A 22,078-nucleotide genomic window follows, 5' to 3' on the forward strand; every position below is an offset into this window, starting at 1 on the left:
GCGACGTAACGTTCACCACCCGCCCCGCAGGTCACGCGAGAATGGAAGCATGGACTGGCAGACGACCTCTGAAGACACGGTGCCCTCGGCACTCGTGACGGAGGCCGATGTCCGGCTCCTCCGCGCGCGACCTCCCGCGACCGGCGCCTGGCGCGACGGCGATCCCGTGGGCGGACGCCGCTTCGCGCGTTCGGGCGCGTTCCGGACCGAGAGCGGGGCCGAACTCCCGAGCATCCGCATCGCCTACGAGTCGTGGGGTGAACTGAACGCCGCGGGCGACAACGCGGTGCTCGTGCTGCACGCCCTCACCGGTGACAGCCACGTGCGCGGCGAGGCCGGTGCGGGGCATCCGACCGCCGGGTGGTGGGAAGAACTCACCGGTCCCGGCGCGCCCCTCGACACCGACCGCTGGTTCGTCATCGCACCCAACATGCTCGGCGGCTGCCAGGGGTCGACCGGGCCGGCGAGCGTCGCCCCCGACGGCTACGAGTGGGCCTCGCGCTTCCCGTACCTGACGATCCGCGATCAGGTCGCCGCTCAGGTGCGCCTCGCCGATGCCCTGGGCATCGATACGTGGGCCGCGGTCATCGGCGGCTCGATGGGCGGCATGCACGCGCTCGAGTGGGCGGTGACGCATCCGGAACGGGTCGAACGGCTCGCCGTGCTCTCGTCGCCACCCGTGACCACCGCCGACCAGATCGCGCTCAACACCGTGCAGCTCGAGACGATCCGCATGGATCCGCGTTTCCAGGGCGGCGAGTACTACGACCTCGGCGACGGCGACGGCCCGCACCGGGGGCTGGCCCTCGCCCGGCGGATGGCTCTGCTGAACTACCGGAGCCCGATCGAGCTCAATCAGCGGTTCCAGCGCTCCTGGCAGTCGGGGGTCTCACCGCTCGGGCACGGCGGACGCTTCGCCGTCGAGTCGTACCTCGACTTCCACGGCAACAAGTTCACCCGCCGCTTCGACGCGAACAGCTACATCACGCTCGTCGAGGCCATGAACTCGCACGACGTCGGGCGTGATCGCGGCGGCGTGGAGGAGGCGTTGCGCACCGTGACCGCGACGACGCTCGTGCTGGGGATCGACAGCGACCGCCTCTTCCCGGTCGACGGCCAGCACCGCATCGCCCGGAGCATCCCGAACACCCTCGACGGCCACGACGCGGTCGTCCTGAACAGCGACTTCGGGCACGACGGGTTCCTCATCGAGAACGAGGCCGTGGGCGCCCACCTGCGCCGACTGCTCGCGACCTGACGCGCCGACGGCTCACTCGGCGACGCGCTCCTCGACGAAGCGCCACGGGAGTCGGTCGGTCAGCAGACGACCCTGCTCCCAGGCGAAGTCGCGCCCGGCATCCGTCGGGATCACGCGCGTTCGGAACAGGGTCGGTGCCGACGAGGCGGCGAGCGCGGACGCGGCGTCGGTGACCGCGATCAAACCGTGGAGCGTCATCCACGTCGGCGGAAACAGCGTCCACTCCCCCGTCGCGTGCCGTTCGATCGCCTCTGCCGGCGTCGTCCAGGCGTAGTCGACGACCTCCTCGGGCGACGGCTCGGGCGTGGCATCCGGTGCCGGCGCGAGGAAGAACCACGTCCGGATCCGCGTCGGCGCCTCGGCGGGCGGATGCCACTGCGACAACACCGTCAGACCGTCGACCTCGAGGCCGACCTCCTCCTGCGTTTCGCGAATGGCGGCGCGGCGAGCGTCATCGATCTCCGCCGAGCCGTCTCGTCGATCCCGGTGCTCCACCTTGCCGCCCGGGAAGACCCATGCGTCCGCGAAGGAACCCCGCTCAGGCCGACGGATCATCAGCACCTCGACGCCGCCGCCGCCGGAGTCACGAACCAGCACGGCCGTTCCGGCGACCGGAAGAGCATCGGGGATGAGCATCCCCTCACCCTACGACGATGCGCTCACCGGGGCCGCGGAGCGATGAGCTTCGACGCGGTACGAGAGCAGGGCGATCACCAGACCGGCGATCGCGAGCACGGCTCCCGTCCATGCCGGAGCTGTGAAGCCCCAGCCGACGGCGATCACGACGCCGCCCAGGAACGCTCCGAGGCTGTTGCCGATGTTCAGCGCCGAGTGGTTCATGGCCGCGGCGATCGACTGATTGTCTCCGGCGACGTCCATGAGACGGGTCTGGATCGTCGGGCTGAGCACCGAGGAGACGAAGCCGACGATGAGCACCAGCAGGCTCAGCGAGATGATCCAGAACGAGAAGACGGCGAGCAGGGCGAAGACGACCGCCATCGCCGCGAGTCCGAACAGCAGCGTGCGACGCAGGTCGATGTCGGCGAGATGACCGCCCACGAGGTTTCCGACGGTCATGCCGATGCCCATGAGCACCAGAACGATCGGCACCACCCACTCCGGCGAGCCGGCGACCTCGGTCACCAACGGGGCGATATAGCTGTACACGGCGAAGAAACCGCCGAAGCCGATCGCGCCGATGCCCAGCGTGAACCAGACCTGCCGGATGCGGAAGACACCCAACTCCTGGCGCATCGTCCGGCCGGGGGAACCCGGGTGCTCGGGGACGAAGAACACGATGCAGATCGTCGCGAGGGCGAAGACGAGCGCGACGACGCCGAACGCGGCGCGCCATCCCCAGGCCTGCCCGAGGAAGGTACCGAGTGGAACGCCGACGACGTTCGCGACCGTGAGGCCGGTCAGGATGAAGGCGACGCCCTTGGCGCGGTTTCCCGGGCCCATGACGTCGGCCGCGACGAGTGCACCGATGCCGAAGTAGGCGCCGTGCGGGAGGCCGGCGAGGAAGCGGGACGCTCCGACCAGCTCGAACGTCGGCAGCACCACGGTGAGGGCGTTGAAGACGGTGAGCGCGATCGCCAGGACGATCATGACGCGGTGGCGCGGGAAGCGTGCGACGAAACCGGCGATGGTCGGCGCTCCCACCACGACGCCGAGCGCGTACAGCGAGATGAGCCAGCCGGCCTGGCTGAGCGCATCCTCCTGGCTCGAGGCCCAGAGCGAGGGAAGCAGGTCGGAGGCGATGTTCGGGAGCAGGCCCATGATGACGAACTCGGTCATGCCGATGCCGAAGCTGCCGATGGCGAGAGAGAGGAGCGCCCTCTTCGCCGCACCCCTCGATTCAGTCGAGGGATTCACCGGTCCAGCTTACCGGCCCAGCGAGGGCGCGAAGGCACCGGGGGTCGTCCCGAGCAGACGGCGGAAGTGTCGCGTGAGATGGGCCTGATCGTGGAACCCGGCCTGCGCCGCGACGTCGGACGGTCGGATGCCATCGACGAGAAGCCTCCGCGCGAGATCGATGCGTCGACTCAAGACGTACTGGTGCGGCGCGATCCCGTACGTGCGCGTGAAGGAGCGAATCAGATGACTCGGATGCGCCCCGAACGCCTCAGCGACCTCGGACAGAGTGAAGGACTCCGTGAAGCGATCGTCGATGAGCGCCCGGAGACGGCGTGCGAGGGGTGTGTCGCGAGCGGCCACGGTCGACGATCCGAGATGGGTGAGGAGGCGTCGTCGCAACTCGAGCGTCCAATGCTCGGCGGCGAGAAGGTCGCCGGGCCGGGCGAGTGCGGCGTGGATGCGTCGCGCCGCCGCCGTCGTGCGCGGGTCCCGCACCGTCGGATGCGCGACCGACCTGCCCACCGCCTCCGCGGGCAGCCACTCGGGGTCGAAGTACACGACCCGCTTGCGATAGATGCGGCCGTCGACGGTCGAGCGCCCGTCGTGCGGGATGCCCGGGGGCAGCAGCGTCATCGCACCCGGCGCGGCGATGTGCGGCGAGCGATCGAGACCGTAGGCGACCGCTCCCTCGTCCACGAGCATCGCCGTCCAGACCTCGTGGGCGTGCAGCGGGTACGCGTGCTCGAAGGAGGCGTGATACACCTCCCGCACTGCGGGCACCTCGGGGTGCCAGGCGTGCACGCGATCGACCATGCAAGAAACGTACAAGACGCCGCGCGACTCCGGCGCGATCGTGGATTCATGACCAGCGCACCGCCGACGAGCACCCCCCTCGACCAGACCGCCCGCTTCGACACGAAAGTCGTCGTCCTCCTCGGCGAGAGCCTCGCCGCCTGGCAGGAGCTCAACGTGACCGCCTTCCTGATGTCCGGCATCACCGTGAGCGCGCCCGATCTCACGGGCGGACCGTACCGCGACCGCGACGGCACGACCTATCTGCCGATGCTGCGTCAACCCGTGCTGGTCATGACGGGGAACTCCGATCTCCTGCGCTCGGTGCGCGACCGAGCCTCCGATCGAGGCGATGTCGCACTCGCGATCTACACGCGCGAGCTTTTCGCGACCGCGCACGACGATGCCAATCGTGCCGCCGTCGCGGCCGTGGGCACGACCGACCTCGACCTCGTGGGGCTTGCGCTCCGGGGTCCTCGCAACGCCGTCGACCGCATGCTCAAGGGCGCCCGCATGCACTCGTGAACGAGGTGCGCGGCCTACTCGGCCTCGTCGATCGCGCGCTCGAGCCGCTCGATCTTGCCGTCGAGCTCTCCGGTGAAGCCGGGGCGGATGTCGGCCTTGAGCACCAAGGACACGCGTGAGCCGAAGGGCATGACCGCCTCGGTGGCGCGCTTGACGACGTCCATCACGGTGTCCCAGTCGGGACCCTCGATCTCGGTGAACATGCTCGTCGTGCGGTGCGGCAGCCCGGACTCGCGGACGACACGGACGGCCGCGGCCACGGCGACGTGCACGGAGCCGTCTTCGCGACCGGTGCCGGAGGGGGCGACGGAGAACGCGATCAACATGAGGAACCTCGGTTTCTTCGGTGGTGGGGTGAGTGGGCTCACCGGTTCGCGGTGGCCCCGGGGTCGTCGAGCCGGCGATGCATCAGAGGCTCCGTCCGGTCCGCGGCGCCGTCGGGAGTCCGTACGACGGCGCGGATGCCGATCACGAGCAGGATCAGGAGCAGGGCGTTGCGCACCGACAGCACCACGATCGGCAGGACCTGCGCCTGGAGGAGCGCGTCGTAGCCGAGCGGATAGACGAGGCAGGTGAGGATGCAGAGCAGGAGCACCACGACGGTGGGAACGGCGGCCCGCACACGATCGAACACGAGCCACAGGATGACGGGCGCGATCAGCCATACCTGGAACTGCGGGGAGCCGACCTTGTTGGTCACGATGAGCGCCGCCACGAGCGAGAGCGCGAGCGGGGGAAGAAGCCGGGCGAACGCGGCCCCGCGCATCGCTTTCCAGCCCGAGAGCGCGAGGATGCCGGCGACCACCGCGACCATGACTCCGGAGAGCGCCGCGACGACGACATCGGCGCCCGGAGCGGCGACCTGGAATGTGAGGATGTCGAAGCTGTACTCGATGCGCGCGGACCCGCCGGGGACCGCCCACAGGAAGGGCGTCGCCGCGACCGCCTCGATCTGCAGACCGCGCCCGCCCTGCTCGGTGAGGAAGCCGAAGAGATGCTCGCGCGCTCCCAGTAGAAGCAGACCGGTCACGACGGCCGCCGTCACCGCCAGGGCCGCGACGACCGTACGCAGCCGATGGCGGCCGGCGACGAGCGCCGCGAGCAGCACCGCTCCGGGCCAGATCTTGATCCACGCGCCGATCGTCAGGAGGGCTGCGGCGAGCGCGGGGCGCGAGACGAGCCAGAGGCCGACGATCACGACGATGGGCAGGGTGACCGCATCGAGCCGGTAGAGCGCGATCGGTCCCAGCAGCAGGAGGGCGGCGCTCCAGAACCATGCGGCGGTGCGACGCGGTGCCGACGGCGAGCGCCCGAGCAGCACCGCGAAGGCGAGCGCGTCGAGAGCGCTCACGAGGATCGCCCAGGCGACGAGGTATGCCCCGGAGACACCGAGCACTCCGACGAGGGGCACCGCCATCGCCTTCGCCAGGAGGAGCGGCACGAGGGCCAGCTGGGGGTACACCCAGGTCTCGGTGATCCCGACGATCGGGCCACCACTCACCGCCGCCGTCGCCCAGGGTTCGTACACCAGCACGACATCACCCATCGGCTGACTCGGGTAGACCCACCCCAGCCACGCGATCAGGGCATGGATCGCGACGAACACGACCCAGAGCGCGATGAGTCGTTCCGCCCCCTGCTTCACGCCAGCACGTCCGCGATCGCGCGCGGCAGCGCCTGCGCGACGTCCGACGCGACGATCGGATGCCCGGGCTCACCGTTCGCGCTTCCGGAGGCGAGCCGGGCGGCGTAGCCGTGGAGCCATGCGCCCGCGGCGGCTGCCTCTGCCAGCAGAGCGCCGGGGTTCGCGGCGAGCAACGCACCCAGCGTTCCGCCCAGCACATCCCCCGTGCCGGCCGTGGCGAGCCAGCCGGTCCCCGCCTCGACGGCGATCACTCCCCCGTCCGGGGCGGCGATGAGGGTGCGCGCGCCCTTCAGGAGCAGCGTGACACCGAGCGCGCGGGCGACCTCACCGGCGTCCGCAGCGCGATCTCCCTCGGGAGCCCCCAGACGCAGGCGCGCACGCAGTGTCGCGAACTCCCCCGCGTGGGGCGTCAGCAGCACGGGAGCGGTCGGACGGTCGACGAGGTCGAGCGCCCCGGCGTCCACCACGACTCGGGCGCTCCCGGCCAGCAGCGAGCGGAGCGCTTCTTCTTCGTCGGCGGTGCGATGCGCGGCATCCGTCCCCGACCCGATCACCCACGCATCCACCCGCGTGTGCCCGACATCGCTCCCCGTCACCGTCTCGGGGCGACGGGCGAGCACGGCATCCGACACTCGACGGTCGCCCACGAAGCGCACGAACCCCGCGCCGGCGCGCCACGCGGCCTCGACGCCCAGTACCGCCGCGCCGGGGTAAGCCGCAGAGCCGGTACGGAGTGCCACGACACCGCGCGAGTACTTGTCGTCGTCGGTCGACGGCACCCGGAGCAACCGCGCCGTATCACTGCGGGACCACTCGCGCACCTCGACCATGACTCCACGTTAGTGCGACGGCCCTCGGTCCGTGCGAGCGAGGGTAGCGTCGAACGGTGAGCATTCTCTTCTCCCCCCTGAGCATCCGTTCCGTCGAGTTCCCCAACCGTCTCTGGGTGTCGCCGATGTGCATGTACAGCGCGGTCGACGGCGTGGTGCAGGAATGGCACCACACGCATCTGACGCAGTTCGCCTCCGGCGGCGCCGGTCTGATCGTCGCGGAGGCGACCGCCGTGGTTCCCGAAGGTCGCATCTCACCGCGCGACGTCGGACTCTGGAACGACGAGCAGCGCGATGCCTGGGTGCCCATCGTCGCGGCGATCCACGAGCGCGGCTCGCTCGCGGGCATCCAACTCGCCCACGCCGGCCGAAAAGCATCGACCTGGTGGCCCTGGGCGGAACTGCGCGGATCCGTGCCGATCGCCGACGGCGGCTGGACCACGACCGCGCCGTCCGCCGTCGCGTTCGAGGGATTCGCCGAGCCCGAGGCCCTCGATGCCGAGGGAATCGAACGCGTCGTCACCGGCTTCGCCGAGGCCGCCCGTCGCGCGCTCGACGCCGGGTTCGACGTGCTCGAGATCCACGGCGCGCACGGCTACCTCGTGCACCAGTTCCTCTCGCCACTGTCGAATCGGCGCGACGACGACTACGGCGGCCCGCTCGAGAACCGCGCCCGCCTGCTGCTGCGCATCCTCGATGCGGTGCGAGACGTCGCAGGCCCCGGAGTCCCCGTGTTCGTGCGCATCTCGGCCACCGATCACGCCGAGGGCGGATTCACCGCCGACGAGGCGACGCAGGTCGGGGAATGGGCGGCCGCGCACGGTGCGGACCTCATCGACGTCTCCAGTGGCGGTCTCGTCGCCCACCAGCAGATCAGCGTGTTCCCGGGATATCAGGTGCCGCTGGCCGAGACCGTTCGCCAGGGCGGTCGCATCCCGGTCTCGGCGGTCGGGCTGATCACCGCCGCCGCGCAGGCGGAGCAGGTGCTCTCCGACGGTGCCGCCGATGCGATCTTCGCGGGGCGCGAGTGGCTGCGCGACCCGCACTTCGGCCTGCGCGCCGCTCACGATCTCGGTGTCGACGTCGCCTGGCCCCCGCAGTACGACCGCGCGCGCTGGCGCTGATCCGCCGCGCACGATCCGCGTGCGACGAGGGCCGCCGACCCGTGATCGAGTCGGCGGCCCTCGTCGTGTGCGGATCAGTGCCTGCGTACGCGGCGAGTCGCGTCCTGAACCTCTCCGACCAGCTCTTCGAGGATGTCCTCGAGGAAGAGCACGGCCGTGGTCTCGCCCCGGGCATCGCGCACCTTGGCCAGGTGACGGCCGGCGCGGCGCATGACCGCGAGGGCGTCTTCGAGGTCGGTGTCCTCCTGCACCGGCACCATGTGGTGGATGCGCTTGGCGGGAAGGGGCTCGACCATCTTCACCTCGGCATCCGGGCCGTCCGATGCTCGCAGGATGTCCTTGAGGTGCACGTACCCGATCGGTGCGCCCTCGTCATCGACGATCACGTAGCGGGAGAAACCGTACCGCGCGACCGCCTTCTCGATGTCGTCGGGCGTCGTCGTGGCCGGCAGCGTGACGAGGTCACCGAGCGGAACGGCGACGTCGCGCGCCTTCTTGTCGGAGAACTCGACGGCGGCAGCGACCGTCCCGGCCGTGTCGGTGAGAACCCCTTCGCGGCGCGACTGGTCGACGATCGTCGCGACCTCCTCGAGCGTGAACGTCGAGGCAGCCTCGTTCTTGGGTTCGACCCGGAACAGACGCAACACGGCGTTCGCCGTCGCATTGAGCACCCAGATCACGGGCATGAAGACCTTCGAGACCCACACCAGTGGGGTCGCGAGGATCAGAACGGCGCGGTCCGGCACGGAGAACGCGAGGTTCTTCGGAACCATCTCGCCGAAGACCACGTGCAGGAACGACACGATCAGCAGGGCGATCGTGAACGAGACCGCATCGACGGCGCCGTCGGGCCACCCGAGCGCGTGCAGCGGCACGGCCAGCAGGTGGTGGATCGCGGGCTCAGAGACGTTCAGGATCAGGAGCGAGCAGATGGTGATGCCCAGCTGCGAGGTCGCGAGCATGAGCGTCGCGTGCTCCATGGCGTACAGAGCCGTCTTCGCGGCGCGCGAGCCCTGTTCGGCACGCGGCTCGATCTGCGAGCGGCGTGCCGAGATCACCGCGAACTCCGCGCCGACGAAGAAAGCGTTCGCGACGAGCAGCACGACGAGCCACGCGAGTCCTCCCCAATCGCTCATCGGGTCACCTCCGCATCCGCGTCGACGGGTCTCGGGACGAAGCGGATGCGGTCGACCCGGCGACCGTCCATGCGGACCACCTGCAGCATGCCGCTGTCGAGCGACACCTCGTCGCCGACCGCGGGGACGCGCTCGAGGACGCTCATCACATAGCCGCCCACCGTGTCGTACACATCGCCCTCCGGGACGTCGATCCCCGCGCGACTGCGCAGCTCGTCGGGGCGCAGCTCGCCCGGGAAGGTGAGCCCGTCGCGGCCACGGATCACGCCGGCGCGCGTACGGTCGTGCTCATCCGACACCTCGCCGACGATCTCCTCGACGAGATCCTCGAGGGTGACGAGACCGGCGGTCCCGCCGTACTCGTCGACGACGACCGCGAGTTGGTATCCCCGCGCACGGAGCTCGGAGATGAGACCGTCGATGTGCACGGTCTCGGGAACGCGCAGGGGCTCGGTCGCGAGCGCGCCGACCGGTACTTCGGTGCGGCGGTCGCGCGGCACCGAGATCGCCGCCTTCAGATGCACGACCCCCATGATGTCGTCGAGATCGTCGTCGTACACCGGGAACCGGCTGTGCCCCGTGCGACGGGCGAGCTGGATGACGTCGTCGGCCGAGTCCCCGGCCGCGATCGCGTGCATGCTCGGGCGCGCCGTCATGACATCGGCCGCGGTGAGGCGCGAGAACGTCAGGGTGCGGTCGAGCAGCGTCGCGGTGTCGGCTTCGAGCACCCCCGCGCTCGCCGATCGGCGCACGAGCGAGGAGAGTTCCTCGGCGCTGCGAGCCCCGGAGAGTTCTTCCTTCGGCTCGATGCCCATGCTGCGCAGCACGCCGTTGGCGCTGCCGTTGAGCACGACGACCGCAGGCTTGAAGACGGTGGTGAAGGCGACCTGGAACGGCACCACGAGCTTCGCGGTGGCGCGCGGAAGGGCGAGCGCGAAGTTCTTCGGCACCAGTTCGCCCAGGATCATCGACAGCACGGTGGCGACGAACATCGCGACGACGGTGGCGATCGGTGCGACCGCGGGCTCCGGGATGTGCCAGGCGACGAGCGTCGGCCTCAGGAGGTTCGACAGCGCCGGCTCCATCGTGTACCCCGTCAGCAGAGTGGTGAGCGTGATGCCCAGTTGTGCCGAGGAGAGATGCGTCGAGGTGTGCTTGAGGGCACCGATCGTGAGCGCGAGTCGGGATTCACCGCGTGCATGCCGCGCTTCGAGATCCGCTCGGTCGAGATTGACCAGTGCGAACTCGCTCGCGACGAACAGGCCGGTGCCGATCGTGAGCAGGAGCCCCACGCCCAACATGACGTAGTCCATCAGAGGTTCCTCTCCGGCGGGAGAGGGGGACGGTGGGGCGATCTACTGCAACTGGGAGGGTCGTCCATAGTGTGGACGATTCTACCGAATCCGCCCGCGCGCGGTCGCGTCGCCCGCGCGCGATTCCGCTACCAGCTGACCGGCAGCGCCTTGCCCTCTTCATAGCCCGCGGCCGACTGCAGACCCACGAGTGCGCGATCGTGGAACTCCGGGACGGTGGAGGCTCCGGCGTAGGTGAACGACGAGCGCACGCCGGAGGTGATCATGTCGAGCAGGTCCTCGACGCCCGGCCGCAGCGGATCGAGGTAGATCTTCGACGAGGAGATGCCCTCGGCGAAGAGTTCCTTGCGCGCTCGCTCGTAGGCGTCGAGCCTGCCGAAGCGGGCCTGCACCGCTTTCGTCGATGCCATCCCCCAGGACTCCTTGAAGATGCGCCCCTCGGCGTCGCGCTGCAACTCACCCGGAGCCTCGATCGTCCCGGCGAACCAGGAGCCGATCATCACGGATGCCGCGCCCGCCGCGAGCGCCAGAGCGACGTCTCGCGGGTAGCGCACCCCACCGTCCGCCCAGACGTGCGCCCCGAGCTCGCGGGCCGCCTGGGCCGTCTCGAGCACCGCCGAGAACTGGGGGCGGCCGACCGCGGTCATCATGCGCGTGGTGCACATCGCGCCCGGGCCGACACCGACCTTGAGGATCGATGCTCCGGCATCCACGAGATCGTGCACGCCGTCGGCGGTCACGATGTTCCCGGCGACGAGGGGAAGCCCGAGGTTCAGATCCGACACGGTGCGCAGGGCGCGCAGCATCCCGTCCTGATGCCCGTGCGCCGTGTCGAGGACGAGCACATCGACCCCCGCCCCGGCGAGAGCGGTCGCCTTCGCGGCGACGTCGCCGTTGATCCCCACCGCTGCGGCGACGGTGAGCCGCCCGTCGGCGTCGAGTGCGGGGCGGTAGAGAGTGGAGCGCAGGGCGCTGCGCGCGCTCAGCGTCCCGACGAGGTGCCCGTGGTGCACGACCGTGACCATGTCGACACCGGCCTCGGTGATCACGTCGAAGGCGTGCCGTTCGGAGCCGATGTCGTCGGCATCGATCGACGGCGTCCCTCGATGCACGAGGTCGCCCAGCTGCGCATCCGGCAGAGCCGTCGCCAGCCGATTCGCGGGAAGGATGCCGAGGATGTCCTCGACACCGATGGGCGCGGCACCGTGGGCGACGACGATCCCGTGCCCCGGTGCGGCCGGGAGGAGGCGGAGGGCGTCGGCGACCGATGCGTGGGGCGGGAGGACGAGCGGCGTGTCCCACAGCACCGGCTGCGCCTTGACATCTCGGATCGCCGCATCGAGATCCTGGAGGGGCATATCCTGCGGCAGCACTCCGAGGCCTCCGCGTCGCGCCATCACCGCGGCCAGGCGCGGCCCGGTCACGGAGTTCATGTTCGACGCCACCAGAGGCAGGGTCGCGGGGGTGCCGTCCTGCGGTGCCAGGTCGACCTGGAGTCGGCTGGTGACCGACGATCGCCGGGGCACGAGGAAGACGTCGGAATAGGTCAGATCGACGGTCGGCTGCGCACCTGAGAACTCCATGACTCCACGGTATCGAGATCGAGCGCTCCCTGGGCATGGCGTCGAAGATTCGCACCGGGAAACACGTTAGGCTTGTCGATCGAGAGTGTGCGGACCTGGGCGCATCCTGCGTCCCGCGAGCACTGTGAATCTTCAGCGATGAAAGAGGGCGATCGAGCGTGTCGAACCAGGTGACCGGCGTCGGGGGCGACGGGGGGTTCGGAGCCAATTCCTGGCTCGTCGAAGAGCTCTACGAGCAGTTCAAGGTGAACCGCGATTCCGTCGACAAGGAATGGTGGCCGATCCTCGAGAAGTACCACTCCGAGAACGCCGGTGCCACGGCCCCGGCCGGCGCCCCGGCGGCTGAGCAGCCCGCCCACCCGGTGACGGCCCCGATCCCCGTGATCGGAGCACAGCCCGTGGCGCGCACGACGGCGAAGCCGGCGGCATCCGCTCCGATCCCGGCGCAGGCCCCCAAGCCCGCGGCGAAGGACCCGTCCCCGGCTCCCGCGGATGAGGCCGAGGAAGACAAGGTCACCGTCCTCCGCGGCATGCCCAAGACCCTCGCGGCCAACATGGACGAGTCGCTCACCGTCCCCACCGCGACGAGCGTCCGCACCATCCCGGCCAAGCTGATGATCGACAACCGCATCGTCATCAACAACCACATGGCGCGCACCCGCGGCGGAAAGATCAGCTTCACCCACCTCATCGGCTGGGCGCTCATCCGCACGCTCGACGAGTTCCGCAGCCAGAACGTGTTCTACGCCGAGGTCGACGGCAAGCCCTCCGTCGTCGCCCCCGCGCACGTCAACCTCGGCATCGCGATCGATCTGCCGAAGCCCGACGGCACGCGCGCCCTCATGGTGCCGAGCATCAAGCGCGCCGACACCATGACCTTCACCGAGTACCTCTCGGCGTACGAGGACCTCGTCACCCGCGCCCGCAACAACAAGCTCACCGCCGGTGACTTCCAGGGCACGACGGTATCGCTCACGAACCCGGGCGGCATCGGCACGGTGCATTCCGTCCCGCGTCTGATGAAGGGCCAGGGCTGCATCATCGGCGCCGGCGCCCTCGAGTACCCCGCCGAGTTCCAGGGCGCGAGCGAGAAGACCCTCAACGAGCTGGCGATCGGCAAGACGATCACCCTCACCAGCACCTACGACCACCGCGTCATCCAGGGTGCGGGATCGGGCGAGTTCCTCAAGAAGGTGCACGAGCTCCTGATCGGGCAGCGCGGCTTCTACGACGACATCTTCGCGGCGCTGCGCATCCCGTACGCGCCGATCCACTGGAACCCCGACATCGCCGTCGATCTCGCCGAGCGGGTCGACAAGCAGTCTCGCGTGCAGGAGCTCATCAACTCCTTCCGCGTCCGCGGCCACCTCATGGCCGACATCGATCCCCTCGAGTACCGTCAGCGCTCGCACCCCGACCTCGAGATCGAGAGCCACGGGCTCACCTTCTGGGATCTCGACCGCGAATTCGTCACCGGCGGCTTCGGCGGCCGTCGCGTCGCCAAGCTGCGTGACATCCTCGGAGTCCTGCGCGACTCGTACTGCCGCACGCTCGGCATCGAGTACATGCACATCCAGGACCCGGAGCAGCGTCGCTGGTTCCAGGAGAAGGTCGAGGTCAAGTACCAGAAGCCCGGCCACGACGAGCAGCTGCGCGTCCTCCGCAAGCTCAACGAGGCCGAGGCGTTCGAGACCTTCCTGCAGACGAAGTTCGTCGGTCAGAAGCGCTTCTCGCTCGAGGGCGGCGAATCGCTCGTGCCGCTGCTCGACGAGATCCTCCAGGGGGCCGCCACCGCCGGCCTCGAGGGCGCCGCCATCGGCATGGCGCACCGCGGCCGTCTGAACGTGCTCACGAACATCGCCGGCAAGACCTACGGCCAGGTGTTCCAGGAGTTCGAGGGCACCCAGACCCCGGGCAACCAGCGGGGCTCCGGCGACGTGAAGTACCACCTCGGGACCGAGGGCACCTTCGTTGCCGACGACGGATCGGAACTCCCGGTCTACCTCGCCGCCAACCCGTCGCACCTCGAGACCGTCGACGGCGTGCTCGAGGGCATCGTCCGCGCGAAGCAGGACCGCAAGCCGATCGGCACGTTCGCCTGGCTGCCGATCCTCGTGCACGGCGATGCGGCCTTCGCGGGCCAGGGCGTCGTGGTCGAGACGCTGCAGATGTCGCAGCTGCGCGGCTACCGCACAGGGGGCACGATCCACGTCGTGGTCAACAACCAGGTCGGCTTCACGACGACGCCGAGCGACGGACGCTCCTCGGTGTACGCCACGGACGTCGCGAAGACCATCCAGGCACCGGTCTTCCACGTGAACGGCGACGACCCCGAAGCCGTGATCCACGTCGCGCAGCTCGCCTTCGAGTACCGCGAGCGCTTCCACCGCGATGTCGTGATCGATCTCGTCTGCTACCGCCGTCGCGGTCACAACGAGGGTGACGACCCCTCGATGACCCAGCCCCTGATGACCGACCTGATCCAGGCCAAGCGTTCGGTACGCCGCCTGTACACCGAGTCGCTCGTCGGTCGCGGTGACATCACCGAGCAGGAGTACGACGAGGCCAAGGCCGATTTCCAGAACCGGCTCGAGATCGCCTTCGCCGAGACGCACGCCGCCGAGACCGGGGCCACCCCGATCGCGCCCGACCTGCCTCCGGTCGACGACCAGGTCGGTGCACCGGATGTCACCGGCGTCGCGGGTGAGGTCATCCAGCTCATCGGTGATGCGTTCGTGAACAAGCCCGAGGGCTTCACCGTGCACCCGAAGATCCAGCAGCTGCTCGACAAGCGCCTCGATATGAGCCGCAACGGCGGCATCGACTGGGGCTTCGGCGAGCTGCTCGCGTTCGGATCGCTGCTCGTCGAGGGCACCCCGGTGCGTCTCGCCGGTCAGGACGCGCGCCGCGGAACGTTCGTCCAGCGCCACGCCACCCTCCACGACCGTGCCAACGGCCAGGAGTGGTTGCCGCTCTCGAACCTGTCCGACGCCCAGGGCCGCTTCTTCGTCTACGACTCCCTGCTCAGCGAGTACGCGGCGCTCGGATTCGAATACGGCTACTCGGTCGAGGCTCCCGAGGCGCTCGTCCTGTGGGAGGCGCAGTTCGGCGACTTCGTCAACGGCGCCCAGTCCGTGATCGACGAGTACATCTCGGCCGCCGAGCAGAAGTGGGGCCAGCAGTCCAGCGTCACGCTGCTGCTCCCCCATGGGTACGAGGGCCAGGGACCCGATCACTCGTCGGCACGCATCGAGCGATTCCTGCAGCTCTGCGCACAGGAGAACATGATCGTCTCGCGTCCTTCGACGCCGGCCTCGTACTTCCACCTGCTGCGCCGTCAGGCCTACGCCCGTCCGCGCAAGCCGCTGATCGTGTTCACGCCGAAGGCCATGCTGCGTCTGCGCGGCGCGACCAGCCCCGTCGAAGCGTTCACGCAGGGACGCTTCGAGCCGGTGATCGACGACGACCGCGCCCTCGACCGCAGCGCCGTCAAGCGCGTGCTCGTGCACTCGGGCAAGGTGCATTGGGACCTTCGCGCCGAGCTCGACAAGAAGCCGAACCCCGAAGTGGCGCTCGTGCGTCTCGAGCAGCTCTACCCGACGCCGATCGACGAGCTCAAGGCCATCACCGACTCGTACCCGAACGCCGAGCTCGTGTGGGTGCAGGAGGAGCCGGAGAACCAGGGCGCCTGGCCGTTCCTGGCACTCGCATTCGCGGACGTGCCCGGAGACCGTGCATTCCGACCCGTTGCTCGCGCTGCGTCGGCGTCACCCGCGACCGGGTCGTCGAAGGTCCACGCCGCGGAGCAGGCCACACTCCTGCGCGAGGCGCTGACGACGGCCTGACGTTCCCTCATACGCAGAAGGGCCCCCGACTTCGGTCGGGGGCCCTTCTGCGTATGCTCGGCGCGGAGCGCGCGATCAGTACCAGATGTCGAGCGACGGCGCAGGAGACGTGAAGAAGGCGCGGTCGAGGAGGTCGACGACGGATGCCTCGGCGTCGATGAGGCCCGCTCCGGCGAGCACGGTCGCGCGCACCGCCCCCGCGTACAGCGACGACAGAGCGGCGACGCCGAGGACGGCATCCGGTGCGGCGGATTCCGCTGCTTCGACGGTCGCCACGCCCGAGACGTCGACGCGGAGTCGCCAGTCCCCCGCAGCGAAGCCGAGGGGGTCGTGGATGCGGAGCACCAGATCGACCGGAACCGAGTACTTCCGCGCGCTCAGTGCTCGAGCGACATCCAGCACTCGCAGCCAGCCGTGATCGTGCACCTCCTGCGTGACGCCACGCTGATCGGCCACCAGCCACGGCAGCGGGTCATCCGCCGTCTGCAGGTCGGCGGTGACCTCGTCGACGAGGTCGTGCTGCAGGGCGAACCGCCACAGCGCTGCACGGGCATCCGCGGTCTCGGCCACCAGCATCCGCACGTTCAGGCCGAATCGGAAGCTGCCGCTGCGATCGGTCACCGTGTATACGAGCACACCACGGGTCTCGCCGTCGGCGTCGACGTGGCGCACACCGCGCACCTTGTCGCGATCGGTCTCGCCCGGGGCGGTACCGGCGAACTGCTCCCATCGCCCCGGCCACCCGGCGATGCGGCCGGCACGCATGCGACGGGCACGCTCGTGGACCGTCGCGAGGTCGTCGACGAGCTGCGCGCGCTCGCGATACTCCAGGCGTCCGGACGGTTCGTACCCACCCCATCCCGCGCGCCGGGTGTCTACCGTGAAGCGCACGGCCGGCAACGCCGACCCGAAACCGTAGCGGCCGTAGATGGTGGCCTCGGACACCGTGAGCCCCGCGATCGCGATCCCTGCGCCGTGTGCCGCACGCAGCTCGCCTTCGAGGAGGGAACGAGCGATGCCCCGACGCCGATGCGTGGCGGCGACGGTCACCCCGCTGATCGCCCACATCGCGATCTCCGCTCCACCGGGCACCGTCAACGGCGTCACCCAGGAGTCGATGGTCGCGACAGGAAGGTCGCCGGAGTCCGCTGCGGCCTCGAAGACCCCGGTGGTGCGACGCTGCGAGACGGTCTCGCGGCTGTGGGCGAGCGCCTCGGGGGACGACTCCTCACCGAGGAATCCGCGGCCGACCGCTCGGAGGAAGGGCGTCGCGGCCGCGTCGTCGCTGAGATCGACCACGCGGTAGTCGAGACCCGAACCGTTCAATCGGTCGCGAGAGGTCGCGTCGGCGGGGATGTCGCGGGCGTCGATGAGGCTCATACATCCACCCTATGGGTGGGTGACGGCATCCGACTCCGAGATGTCAGTGCTGTGCGGCCTGCGCCTCACGCAGACGGGCGAACACCTGATCGCGCAGCTCCTCGGGAGCGGTCTCCTTGCAGGCACGCGCGATGACCTCCGTGAGCGTCTTGGCCACGAGAACCTCGTCGCGGCACGACGGGCAGTTCTCGAGGTGCTCGCGGATCTCGGTGTGCTCGGTCTTGCACACCTCGTTGCGGAGGTACTCCTCCAGATCCTGACGCGCTTTGTCGCAACCGCAGTCGCTCATTTCCCGCTCCTCTTCTCAGCCGCGGCGATGCCCCGCTCCGCGGCGTAATCTGCCAGCAACTCCCGCAGCATCCGTCTGCCACGGTGCAGACGGCTCATCACGGTGCCGATGGGGGTCTTCATGATGTCGGCGATCTCCTGGTAGGCGAATCCCTCGACGTCCGCGAGGTACACCGCCAGCCGGAAGTCCTCGGGAACCGCCTGCAGCGCGTCCTTCACGACGGACGCCGGCATGTGATCGATCGCCTCCGCCTCGGCAGACCGGCTGTGCGACGCGGTCGTCGACTCAGCGCCTCCCAGCTGCCAGTCCTCGAGCTCGTCGATCGTGCCCTGGAACGGCTCGCGCTGCTTCTTGCGGTAGATGTTGATGTACGTGTTCGTGAGGATCCGGTACAACCACGCCTTGAGGTTCGTCCCCTGCGAGAAGGTCGCCCACGAACCGTAGGCTTTCACGAACGTCTCCTGCACGAGGTCGGCGGCGTCAGCGGGATTGCGCGTCATGCGCATGGCGGCGGCGTACAGCTGATCCATGAACGGGATCGCCTGTTCCTCGAACTCACGCTGAGAGTCGCTCGGGGTCGCTACGGTTGCGGTGTCATCCATCACGGGCCAGTCTAGGCCGCTGATGTCCACCGTCCCACGCTCCAGGGTCGCCAGCATCCTGCTCTCCTCCTCGGCGGGTGCGCCGCCGTTCACTAAGGTGGAAACCGATGAGCGCCAACAGGTATTCCCCTCCCCCCGTCACGGGCGCCTACACCGCGCCGGTTTTCGACGATCCGATCCACGCGACGCTGACGATCCCCGGCTCGAAGTCCCTCACGAACCGGGAACTCATCATCGCCGCGATCGCCGACGGCCCCGGTCGTCTGATCGGTCCGCTGCACTCCGACGACTCGCGCCGGATGGTCGATGCCCTGCGCGCGCTCGGCGTCGGTATCGAGGAGGTGGAGGCCGGGCGCGAGTTCGGACCCGATCTCGTCGTCACGCCCGCCAAGCTCGCCGGAGGCACCACGGTCGACTGCGGCCAGGCCGGCACGGTCATGCGGTTCATCGCGCCGCTCGCGGGCCTCGCGTCCGCCGACGTGCACCTCACCGCCCACGAGAATGCCCTGCACCGCCCCATGGGCGGCTTGATCAGTGCCCTGCGCGACCTCGGAGTCGACATCGACGACGAGGGCACCTGGGCGCTGCCGTTCACCATCCGCGGGCACGGTCGCATCCGCGGCGGACGGGTCGAGATCGACGCCTCGGCGTCGAGCCAGTTCGTCTCGGGCCTGCTGCTCGCGGCTCCCCGCTTCGATGTCGGCCTGCACCTCGTGCACACCGGAGAGCACCTGCCCAGCCTCCCCCACATCGACATGACCATCGAGGCCCTCAGCCGTCGCGGCATCCGCATCGAACGTCCGGCGGCCGGGGAATGGCTCGTCGAGGCCGGCGTGCCGCGCGCCAAGGAGATCGCGATCGAACCGGACCTCTCCAACGCCGCCCCCTTCCTCGCGGCGGCGATGGTGACCGGAGGGGCGGTGTCGATCACCGGATGGCCGGCGCACTCCACCCAGCCCGGCGCGCTTCTGCCTGAGATCCTCCAGGCGATGGGCGCGCACGCCAGCCGGCACGGCGGAGCTCTGACCGTCCGCTCCGGCGGCGTCATCCGCGGCATCGACCTCGACCTGTCGGCGGCGAGCGAACTCACCCCGACCCTCGTCGGCCTCGCGGCCTTCGCCGACGGCCCCACGACGATCCGTGGGATCGGTCACATCCGGCTGCACGAGACCGACCGGATCGCCGCTCTCATCGCCGACCTCCGCGCGCTCGGCGGCGAGGCGGAAGAGCTCCCCGACGGCCTGCGGATCATCCCCCGGCCGCTGCACGGCGGTGCCTGGGCCGCTCACCACGACCACCGGATGGCGACCACCGGCGCTCTGATCGGGCTCCGGGTCCCCGGGGTCGAGATCGACGACATCGGCACCACCGCGAAGACGCTCCCCGAGTTCACGTTGCTGTGGGAGCGGATGCTGCGAGGCGCGGCCGCGTGAGCTGGCTCGACGGCGACGACGATCTCGAAGACGACTTCGAGGACTACGACGAGAGCGCGATCCGCACCCGTCCCAACCCGAAGGCGAACAGGCCCCGGACCAAGCGTCGGCCTGCCCACGAGGATGCCGAGATCGGACGCGTGCTCGGCGTGGATCGCGGCCGCTACTCCGTCCTCCTCGACGAGGACTCCCCGACCGAGCGGATGATCACCGCCGCTCGCGCGCGGGAACTGCGCCGGAACCCCATCGTCACGGGCGACCGGGCGCGCGTGGTCGGCGACCTCTCCGGGGAGGACGGCACACTCGGCCGCATCGTCGGGATCGTCGATCGCACGTCGCTTCTGCGTCGCAGCGCCGACGACACCGATCAGGTCGAGCGCGTGATCGTCGCGAACGCCGATCAGATGCTCATCGTCGTCGCGGCCGCCGATCCGGAACCCCGCGAACGCCTCGTCGACCGCTATCTCGTCGCCGCCCTCGATGCGGGCATCCGCCCCCTCCTCGTCGTGACGAAGACCGATCTGGCTGACCCCGCGCATTTCCTGTCGCACTTCGACGGTCTCGATCTGACCGTCTTCACCAGCGCCCAGGACGTCATGCCGATCGACGAGATCGGATCCGCGCTCGTCGGGCACTCCACGGTGTTCGTCGGCCACTCGGGTGTGGGCAAGTCGACGCTCGTGAACGCGCTCGTCCCCACCGCCGGTCGGGCGACCGGGCATGTGAACCAGGTGACGGGACGCGGTCGGCACACGTCGTCGTCGACGGTCTCTCTGCGCTATCAGGGTCCGAGCGGCAACGGATGGGTCATCGACACCCCCGGTGTGCGATCGTTCGGCCTCGGGCATGTGAAGCCCGAGAACATCCTCGCGGCCTTCACCGAGCTCGCCGAGATCGCGGAGAACTGCCCGCGCGGATGCACGCACCTCGCGGATGCCCCCGACTGCGCCCTCATCGAGGCCGCGGAGCGCGGGGAGCTCAGCGATACGGGCCGCGCCCGTCTGGACTCGCTGCAACGCCTGCTGCAGACCTTCGCCGACAAGGCGGAGCAGGCGACCGGCCGATAGGCTGGACGGGTGACTCAGCGCCTCGAAGCCGGAACGCCCGCCCCCGATTTCACCCTTCTCGACCAAGACGGCACGAGCGTCTCGCTCACCGATCTGCGCGGCGAGAAGACCGTGCTCTACTTCTACCCGGCCGCGATGACCCCCGGCTGCACGACGCAGGCGTGCGACTTCCGCGACAGCATCTCGTCGCTCCAGGGCGCCGGGTATCGCGTGATCGGCATCTCACGCGACGAGCCGAAGAAGCTCGCGGCGTTCCGCGAGCGCGACGGCCTCACCTTCACCCTTCTGAGCGACGCCGACCACGCCGTGCACAGCGCCTACGGCGCCTGGGGCGAGAAGGTCAACTACGGCAAGGTCATCGAGGGGGTCATCCGTTCGACGTTCGTCATCGACGAGGATGGCACGATCGCTCACGCGCTCTACAACGTGAAGGCGACCGGACACGTGGCCCGGCTGAGGAAGCTGCTGGGCGTCGACGCCTGAGGCGCGTCAGGCGCCCGCCTCGCGTCGCGTGCTCGCGATCAGGAGTACGAATCCGAGCAGTCCCGGCAGACCGGCCCCGAGCACGAACGCCCACGGGATCGGCTGCAGGGTCAGTGCCGCGAGAGCGATCACGACAGCGAGGATCTGGAAGACCACACCACCGGATCTCGCCCAGGAACGCCCCGCACGCGCGCCCCAGGCGAAGGCGAAGAGCGCCGCCGCACCGATCAGGGTGAGCACCGTCAGCGCGATGGCCGTCGGCACGGATGCCGCGTCACCGGCGCCGATCCCGATCAGCTCGATCAGGGCGAAGACCACGAGAGCGGCTCCCTCGGCGGCGAGTACCGCCGCGGCGGCGAGAGCGAGTCCGGGTGCGCGCACGGAGTCTCCTGGGAATCGTGAGTGAATGGCAAAAAGCCTTGATTTCGAAGGTTTCCTGTAACACAATAGAAACAGTCATGTGCTCCCACAGCGGCGTGGGGCGGGCTCTTCGCCCGCATCACACTTCGCGGGCAACCGTCCGCATCTCACACAGGGTAACGGATCCCGAGCCGTCGCCCGAATCGAGACATCGCATCGCGATTCTGAAATCCACACCGAGGAGCCCCCATGGACTGGCGCGACAAAGCCGCCTGCCTGACCGTCGATCCCGAGCTGTTCTTCCCGGTCGGCAACACCGGCCCGGCAGTCGACCAGATCGAGAAGGCGAAGACCGTCTGCGCCACCTGCACGGTCACCGAGATCTGCCTGCAGTACGCTCTCGAGTCCAGCCAGGACTCCGGTGTCTGGGGCGGCCTCTCCGAAGACGAGCGCCGCGCTCTCAAGCGCCGCGCCGCGCGCGCCCGCCGCGCCTCCTGACGAATCACGAAGCCCCGCCGTCGAGAACTCCTCGTCCGGCGGGGCTTTCGTGTGTCTT

General features: G+C 69.5%; 21 protein-coding genes. 8 read left to right on the top strand and 13 right to left on the bottom strand.

The genetic code is table 11. The features are described from left to right. Positions 1-49 precede the first annotated feature (49 nt). On the top strand, positions 50-1,258 hold the full coding sequence (locus tag ACIPVN_RS04130; RefSeq protein WP_400439827.1) for a homoserine O-acetyltransferase: 1,209 nt from the start codon (positions 50-52) through the stop codon (positions 1,256-1,258). Between the two features lie 12 nt (positions 1,259-1,270). Here ACIPVN_RS04130 and ACIPVN_RS04135 read toward each other — a convergent pair whose 3' ends face one another. The 3 genes from ACIPVN_RS04135 to ACIPVN_RS04145 are packed head-to-tail and all read right to left on the bottom strand — an operon-like array spanning position 1,271 to position 3,928. Further along, entirely contained in the window at positions 1,271-1,894 is a 624-nt protein-coding gene (locus ACIPVN_RS04135; protein ID WP_400439830.1) for an NUDIX hydrolase, read from the bottom strand. Positions 1,895-1,903: 9 nt separating this feature from the next. Continuing rightward, complete coding sequence (locus ACIPVN_RS04140; RefSeq protein ID WP_400439833.1) at positions 1,904-3,133, bottom strand: MFS transporter; 1,230 nt, start codon at positions 3,131-3,133, stop codon at positions 1,904-1,906. 9 nt (positions 3,134-3,142) lie between these two features. Next, on the bottom strand, positions 3,143-3,928 hold the full coding sequence (locus ACIPVN_RS04145) for an AraC family transcriptional regulator (RefSeq protein WP_400439836.1): 786 nt from the start codon (positions 3,926-3,928) through the stop codon (positions 3,143-3,145). 48 nt (positions 3,929-3,976) lie between these two features. Between ACIPVN_RS04145 and ACIPVN_RS04150 the strand changes: the two genes are divergently transcribed. Then, positions 3,977-4,432 (top strand): DUF2000 family protein, encoded by a 456-nt coding sequence (locus ACIPVN_RS04150; protein WP_400439838.1) that lies wholly within the window; start codon positions 3,977-3,979, stop codon positions 4,430-4,432. Between the two features lie 14 nt (positions 4,433-4,446). Here the strand turns inward: ACIPVN_RS04150 and ACIPVN_RS04155 are convergent, their stop codons facing one another. Genes ACIPVN_RS04155 through ACIPVN_RS04165 form a run of 3 tightly spaced genes read right to left on the bottom strand, consistent with a single transcriptional unit; the run spans position 4,447 to position 6,907 of the window. Continuing rightward, on the bottom strand, positions 4,447-4,758 hold the full coding sequence (locus ACIPVN_RS04155) for a thiamine-binding protein (RefSeq protein ID WP_247622837.1): 312 nt from the start codon (positions 4,756-4,758) through the stop codon (positions 4,447-4,449). 38 nt (positions 4,759-4,796) lie between these two features. Then, positions 4,797-6,077 carry a hypothetical protein gene (locus tag ACIPVN_RS04160; RefSeq protein WP_400439841.1) on the bottom strand — a complete coding sequence of 427 codons (1,281 nt, stop codon included), beginning with the start codon at positions 6,075-6,077 and terminating at the stop codon, positions 4,797-4,799. Next, a complete protein-coding gene (locus ACIPVN_RS04165) occupies positions 6,074-6,907 on the bottom strand; it encodes an NAD(P)H-hydrate dehydratase (protein WP_400439844.1) in 834 nt (277 codons plus the stop codon). Before ACIPVN_RS04165 ends, ACIPVN_RS04160 begins: the two co-directional genes overlap by 4 nt. Positions 6,908-6,963: 56 nt before the next feature. Between ACIPVN_RS04165 and ACIPVN_RS04170 the strand changes: the two genes are divergently transcribed. Then, positions 6,964-8,031 (top strand): NADH:flavin oxidoreductase/NADH oxidase, encoded by a 1,068-nt coding sequence (locus ACIPVN_RS04170; protein WP_400439846.1) that lies wholly within the window; start codon positions 6,964-6,966, stop codon positions 8,029-8,031. A gap of 74 nt (positions 8,032-8,105) precedes the next feature. Here ACIPVN_RS04170 and ACIPVN_RS04175 read toward each other — a convergent pair whose 3' ends face one another. The 3 genes from ACIPVN_RS04175 to ACIPVN_RS04185 form a co-directional block, all read right to left on the bottom strand. Next, positions 8,106-9,167: a hemolysin family protein gene (locus ACIPVN_RS04175; RefSeq protein ID WP_400439849.1), complete on the bottom strand. Its 1,062-nt coding sequence runs from the start codon at positions 9,165-9,167 to the stop codon at positions 8,106-8,108. Continuing rightward, positions 9,164-10,480 carry a hemolysin family protein gene (locus ACIPVN_RS04180; protein WP_400439851.1) on the bottom strand — a complete coding sequence of 439 codons (1,317 nt, stop codon included), beginning with the start codon at positions 10,478-10,480 and terminating at the stop codon, positions 9,164-9,166. The genes ACIPVN_RS04175 and ACIPVN_RS04180 overlap by 4 nt, the downstream gene beginning before the upstream one ends. Positions 10,481-10,608: 128 nt before the next feature. Further along, the gene (locus ACIPVN_RS04185; protein ID WP_400439854.1) at positions 10,609-12,063 is read right to left on the bottom strand and encodes a GuaB1 family IMP dehydrogenase-related protein; all 1,455 of its coding nucleotides are present in this window, start codon (positions 12,061-12,063) and stop codon (positions 10,609-10,611) included. Positions 12,064-12,221: 158 nt separating this feature from the next. On the opposite strand from ACIPVN_RS04185, the gene ACIPVN_RS04190 reads away from it, so the two are divergent. After that, on the top strand, positions 12,222-15,908 hold the full coding sequence (locus ACIPVN_RS04190) for a multifunctional oxoglutarate decarboxylase/oxoglutarate dehydrogenase thiamine pyrophosphate-binding subunit/dihydrolipoyllysine-residue succinyltransferase subunit (protein WP_400439857.1): 3,687 nt from the start codon (positions 12,222-12,224) through the stop codon (positions 15,906-15,908). Positions 15,909-15,983: 75 nt separating this feature from the next. Here the strand turns inward: ACIPVN_RS04190 and ACIPVN_RS04195 are convergent, their stop codons facing one another. The 3 genes from ACIPVN_RS04195 to ACIPVN_RS04205 are packed head-to-tail and all read right to left on the bottom strand — an operon-like array spanning position 15,984 to position 18,236. After that, positions 15,984-17,288 (bottom strand): GNAT family N-acetyltransferase, encoded by a 1,305-nt coding sequence (locus ACIPVN_RS04195; RefSeq protein WP_400439859.1) that lies wholly within the window; start codon positions 17,286-17,288, stop codon positions 15,984-15,986. 43 nt (positions 17,289-17,331) lie between these two features. Beyond that, on the bottom strand, positions 17,332-17,577 hold the full coding sequence (locus ACIPVN_RS04200; RefSeq protein WP_247622847.1) for an anti-sigma factor: 246 nt from the start codon (positions 17,575-17,577) through the stop codon (positions 17,332-17,334). Beyond that, on the bottom strand, positions 17,574-18,236 hold the full coding sequence (locus ACIPVN_RS04205; protein ID WP_400439863.1) for a sigma-70 family RNA polymerase sigma factor: 663 nt from the start codon (positions 18,234-18,236) through the stop codon (positions 17,574-17,576). Before ACIPVN_RS04205 ends, ACIPVN_RS04200 begins: the two co-directional genes overlap by 4 nt. Before the next feature lie 50 nt (positions 18,237-18,286). Here ACIPVN_RS04205 and aroA point away from each other — a divergent pair, with 50 nt between their 5' ends. From aroA to bcp, 3 genes are read left to right on the top strand one after another with little or no spacing between them, the layout of a single operon-like run. Beyond that, complete coding sequence (gene aroA, locus ACIPVN_RS04210; protein ID WP_400439866.1) at positions 18,287-19,612, top strand: 3-phosphoshikimate 1-carboxyvinyltransferase; 1,326 nt, start codon at positions 18,287-18,289, stop codon at positions 19,610-19,612. After that, complete coding sequence (gene rsgA, locus ACIPVN_RS04215) at positions 19,609-20,679, top strand: ribosome small subunit-dependent GTPase A (protein WP_400439869.1); 1,071 nt, start codon at positions 19,609-19,611, stop codon at positions 20,677-20,679. The genes aroA and rsgA overlap by 4 nt, the downstream gene beginning before the upstream one ends. A 9-nt stretch (positions 20,680-20,688) precedes the next feature. After that, entirely contained in the window at positions 20,689-21,162 is a 474-nt protein-coding gene (gene bcp, locus ACIPVN_RS04220) for a thioredoxin-dependent thiol peroxidase (RefSeq protein ID WP_400439872.1), read from the top strand. Between the two features lie 6 nt (positions 21,163-21,168). On the opposite strand, the gene ACIPVN_RS04225 is transcribed toward bcp, so the two are convergent. Continuing rightward, entirely contained in the window at positions 21,169-21,543 is a 375-nt protein-coding gene (locus tag ACIPVN_RS04225) for a hypothetical protein (RefSeq protein WP_400439875.1), read from the bottom strand. A gap of 228 nt (positions 21,544-21,771) precedes the next feature. Between ACIPVN_RS04225 and ACIPVN_RS04230 the strand changes: the two genes are divergently transcribed. Further along, positions 21,772-22,020 (top strand): WhiB family transcriptional regulator, encoded by a 249-nt coding sequence (locus tag ACIPVN_RS04230; protein ID WP_028503730.1) that lies wholly within the window; start codon positions 21,772-21,774, stop codon positions 22,018-22,020. The last annotated feature ends 58 nt before the right edge of the window (positions 22,021-22,078 follow it).

The organism is Microbacterium sp. NPDC090003 (assembly GCF_044748385.1).
Taxonomy (GTDB): domain Bacteria; phylum Actinomycetota; class Actinomycetes; order Actinomycetales; family Microbacteriaceae; genus Microbacterium.

Excerpts from the sequence above, each read along its gene's own strand:
- ACIPVN_RS04200 (WP_247622847.1), bottom strand. The coding sequence starts at position 17,577 with ATGAGCGACTGCGGTTGCGACAAAGCGCGTCAGGATCTGGAGGAGTAC.
- ACIPVN_RS04155 (WP_247622837.1), bottom strand. The coding sequence starts at position 4,758 with ATGTTGATCGCGTTCTCCGTCGCCCCCTCCGGCACCGGTCGCGAAGAC.
- ACIPVN_RS04150 (WP_400439838.1), top strand. The coding sequence starts at position 3,977 with ATGACCAGCGCACCGCCGACGAGCACCCCCCTCGACCAGACCGCCCGC.
- ACIPVN_RS04135 (WP_400439830.1), bottom strand. The coding sequence starts at position 1,894 with ATGCTCATCCCCGATGCTCTTCCGGTCGCCGGAACGGCCGTGCTGGTT.
- aroA (WP_400439866.1), top strand. The coding sequence starts at position 18,287 with ATGAGCGCCAACAGGTATTCCCCTCCCCCCGTCACGGGCGCCTACACC.
- ACIPVN_RS04205 (WP_400439863.1), bottom strand. The coding sequence starts at position 18,236 with ATGCTGGCGACCCTGGAGCGTGGGACGGTGGACATCAGCGGCCTAGAC.
- ACIPVN_RS04175 (WP_400439849.1), bottom strand. The coding sequence starts at position 9,167 with ATGAGCGATTGGGGAGGACTCGCGTGGCTCGTCGTGCTGCTCGTCGCG.
- ACIPVN_RS04145 (WP_400439836.1), bottom strand. The coding sequence starts at position 3,928 with ATGGTCGATCGCGTGCACGCCTGGCACCCCGAGGTGCCCGCAGTGCGG.
- ACIPVN_RS04165 (WP_400439844.1), bottom strand. The coding sequence starts at position 6,907 with ATGGTCGAGGTGCGCGAGTGGTCCCGCAGTGATACGGCGCGGTTGCTC.
- ACIPVN_RS04180 (WP_400439851.1), bottom strand. The coding sequence starts at position 10,480 with ATGGACTACGTCATGTTGGGCGTGGGGCTCCTGCTCACGATCGGCACC.
- ACIPVN_RS04230 (WP_028503730.1), top strand. The coding sequence starts at position 21,772 with ATGGACTGGCGCGACAAAGCCGCCTGCCTGACCGTCGATCCCGAGCTG.
- ACIPVN_RS04130 (WP_400439827.1), top strand. The coding sequence starts at position 50 with ATGGACTGGCAGACGACCTCTGAAGACACGGTGCCCTCGGCACTCGTG.
- ACIPVN_RS04185 (WP_400439854.1), bottom strand. The coding sequence starts at position 12,063 with ATGGAGTTCTCAGGTGCGCAGCCGACCGTCGATCTGACCTATTCCGAC.
- ACIPVN_RS04195 (WP_400439859.1), bottom strand. The coding sequence starts at position 17,288 with ATGAGCCTCATCGACGCCCGCGACATCCCCGCCGACGCGACCTCTCGC.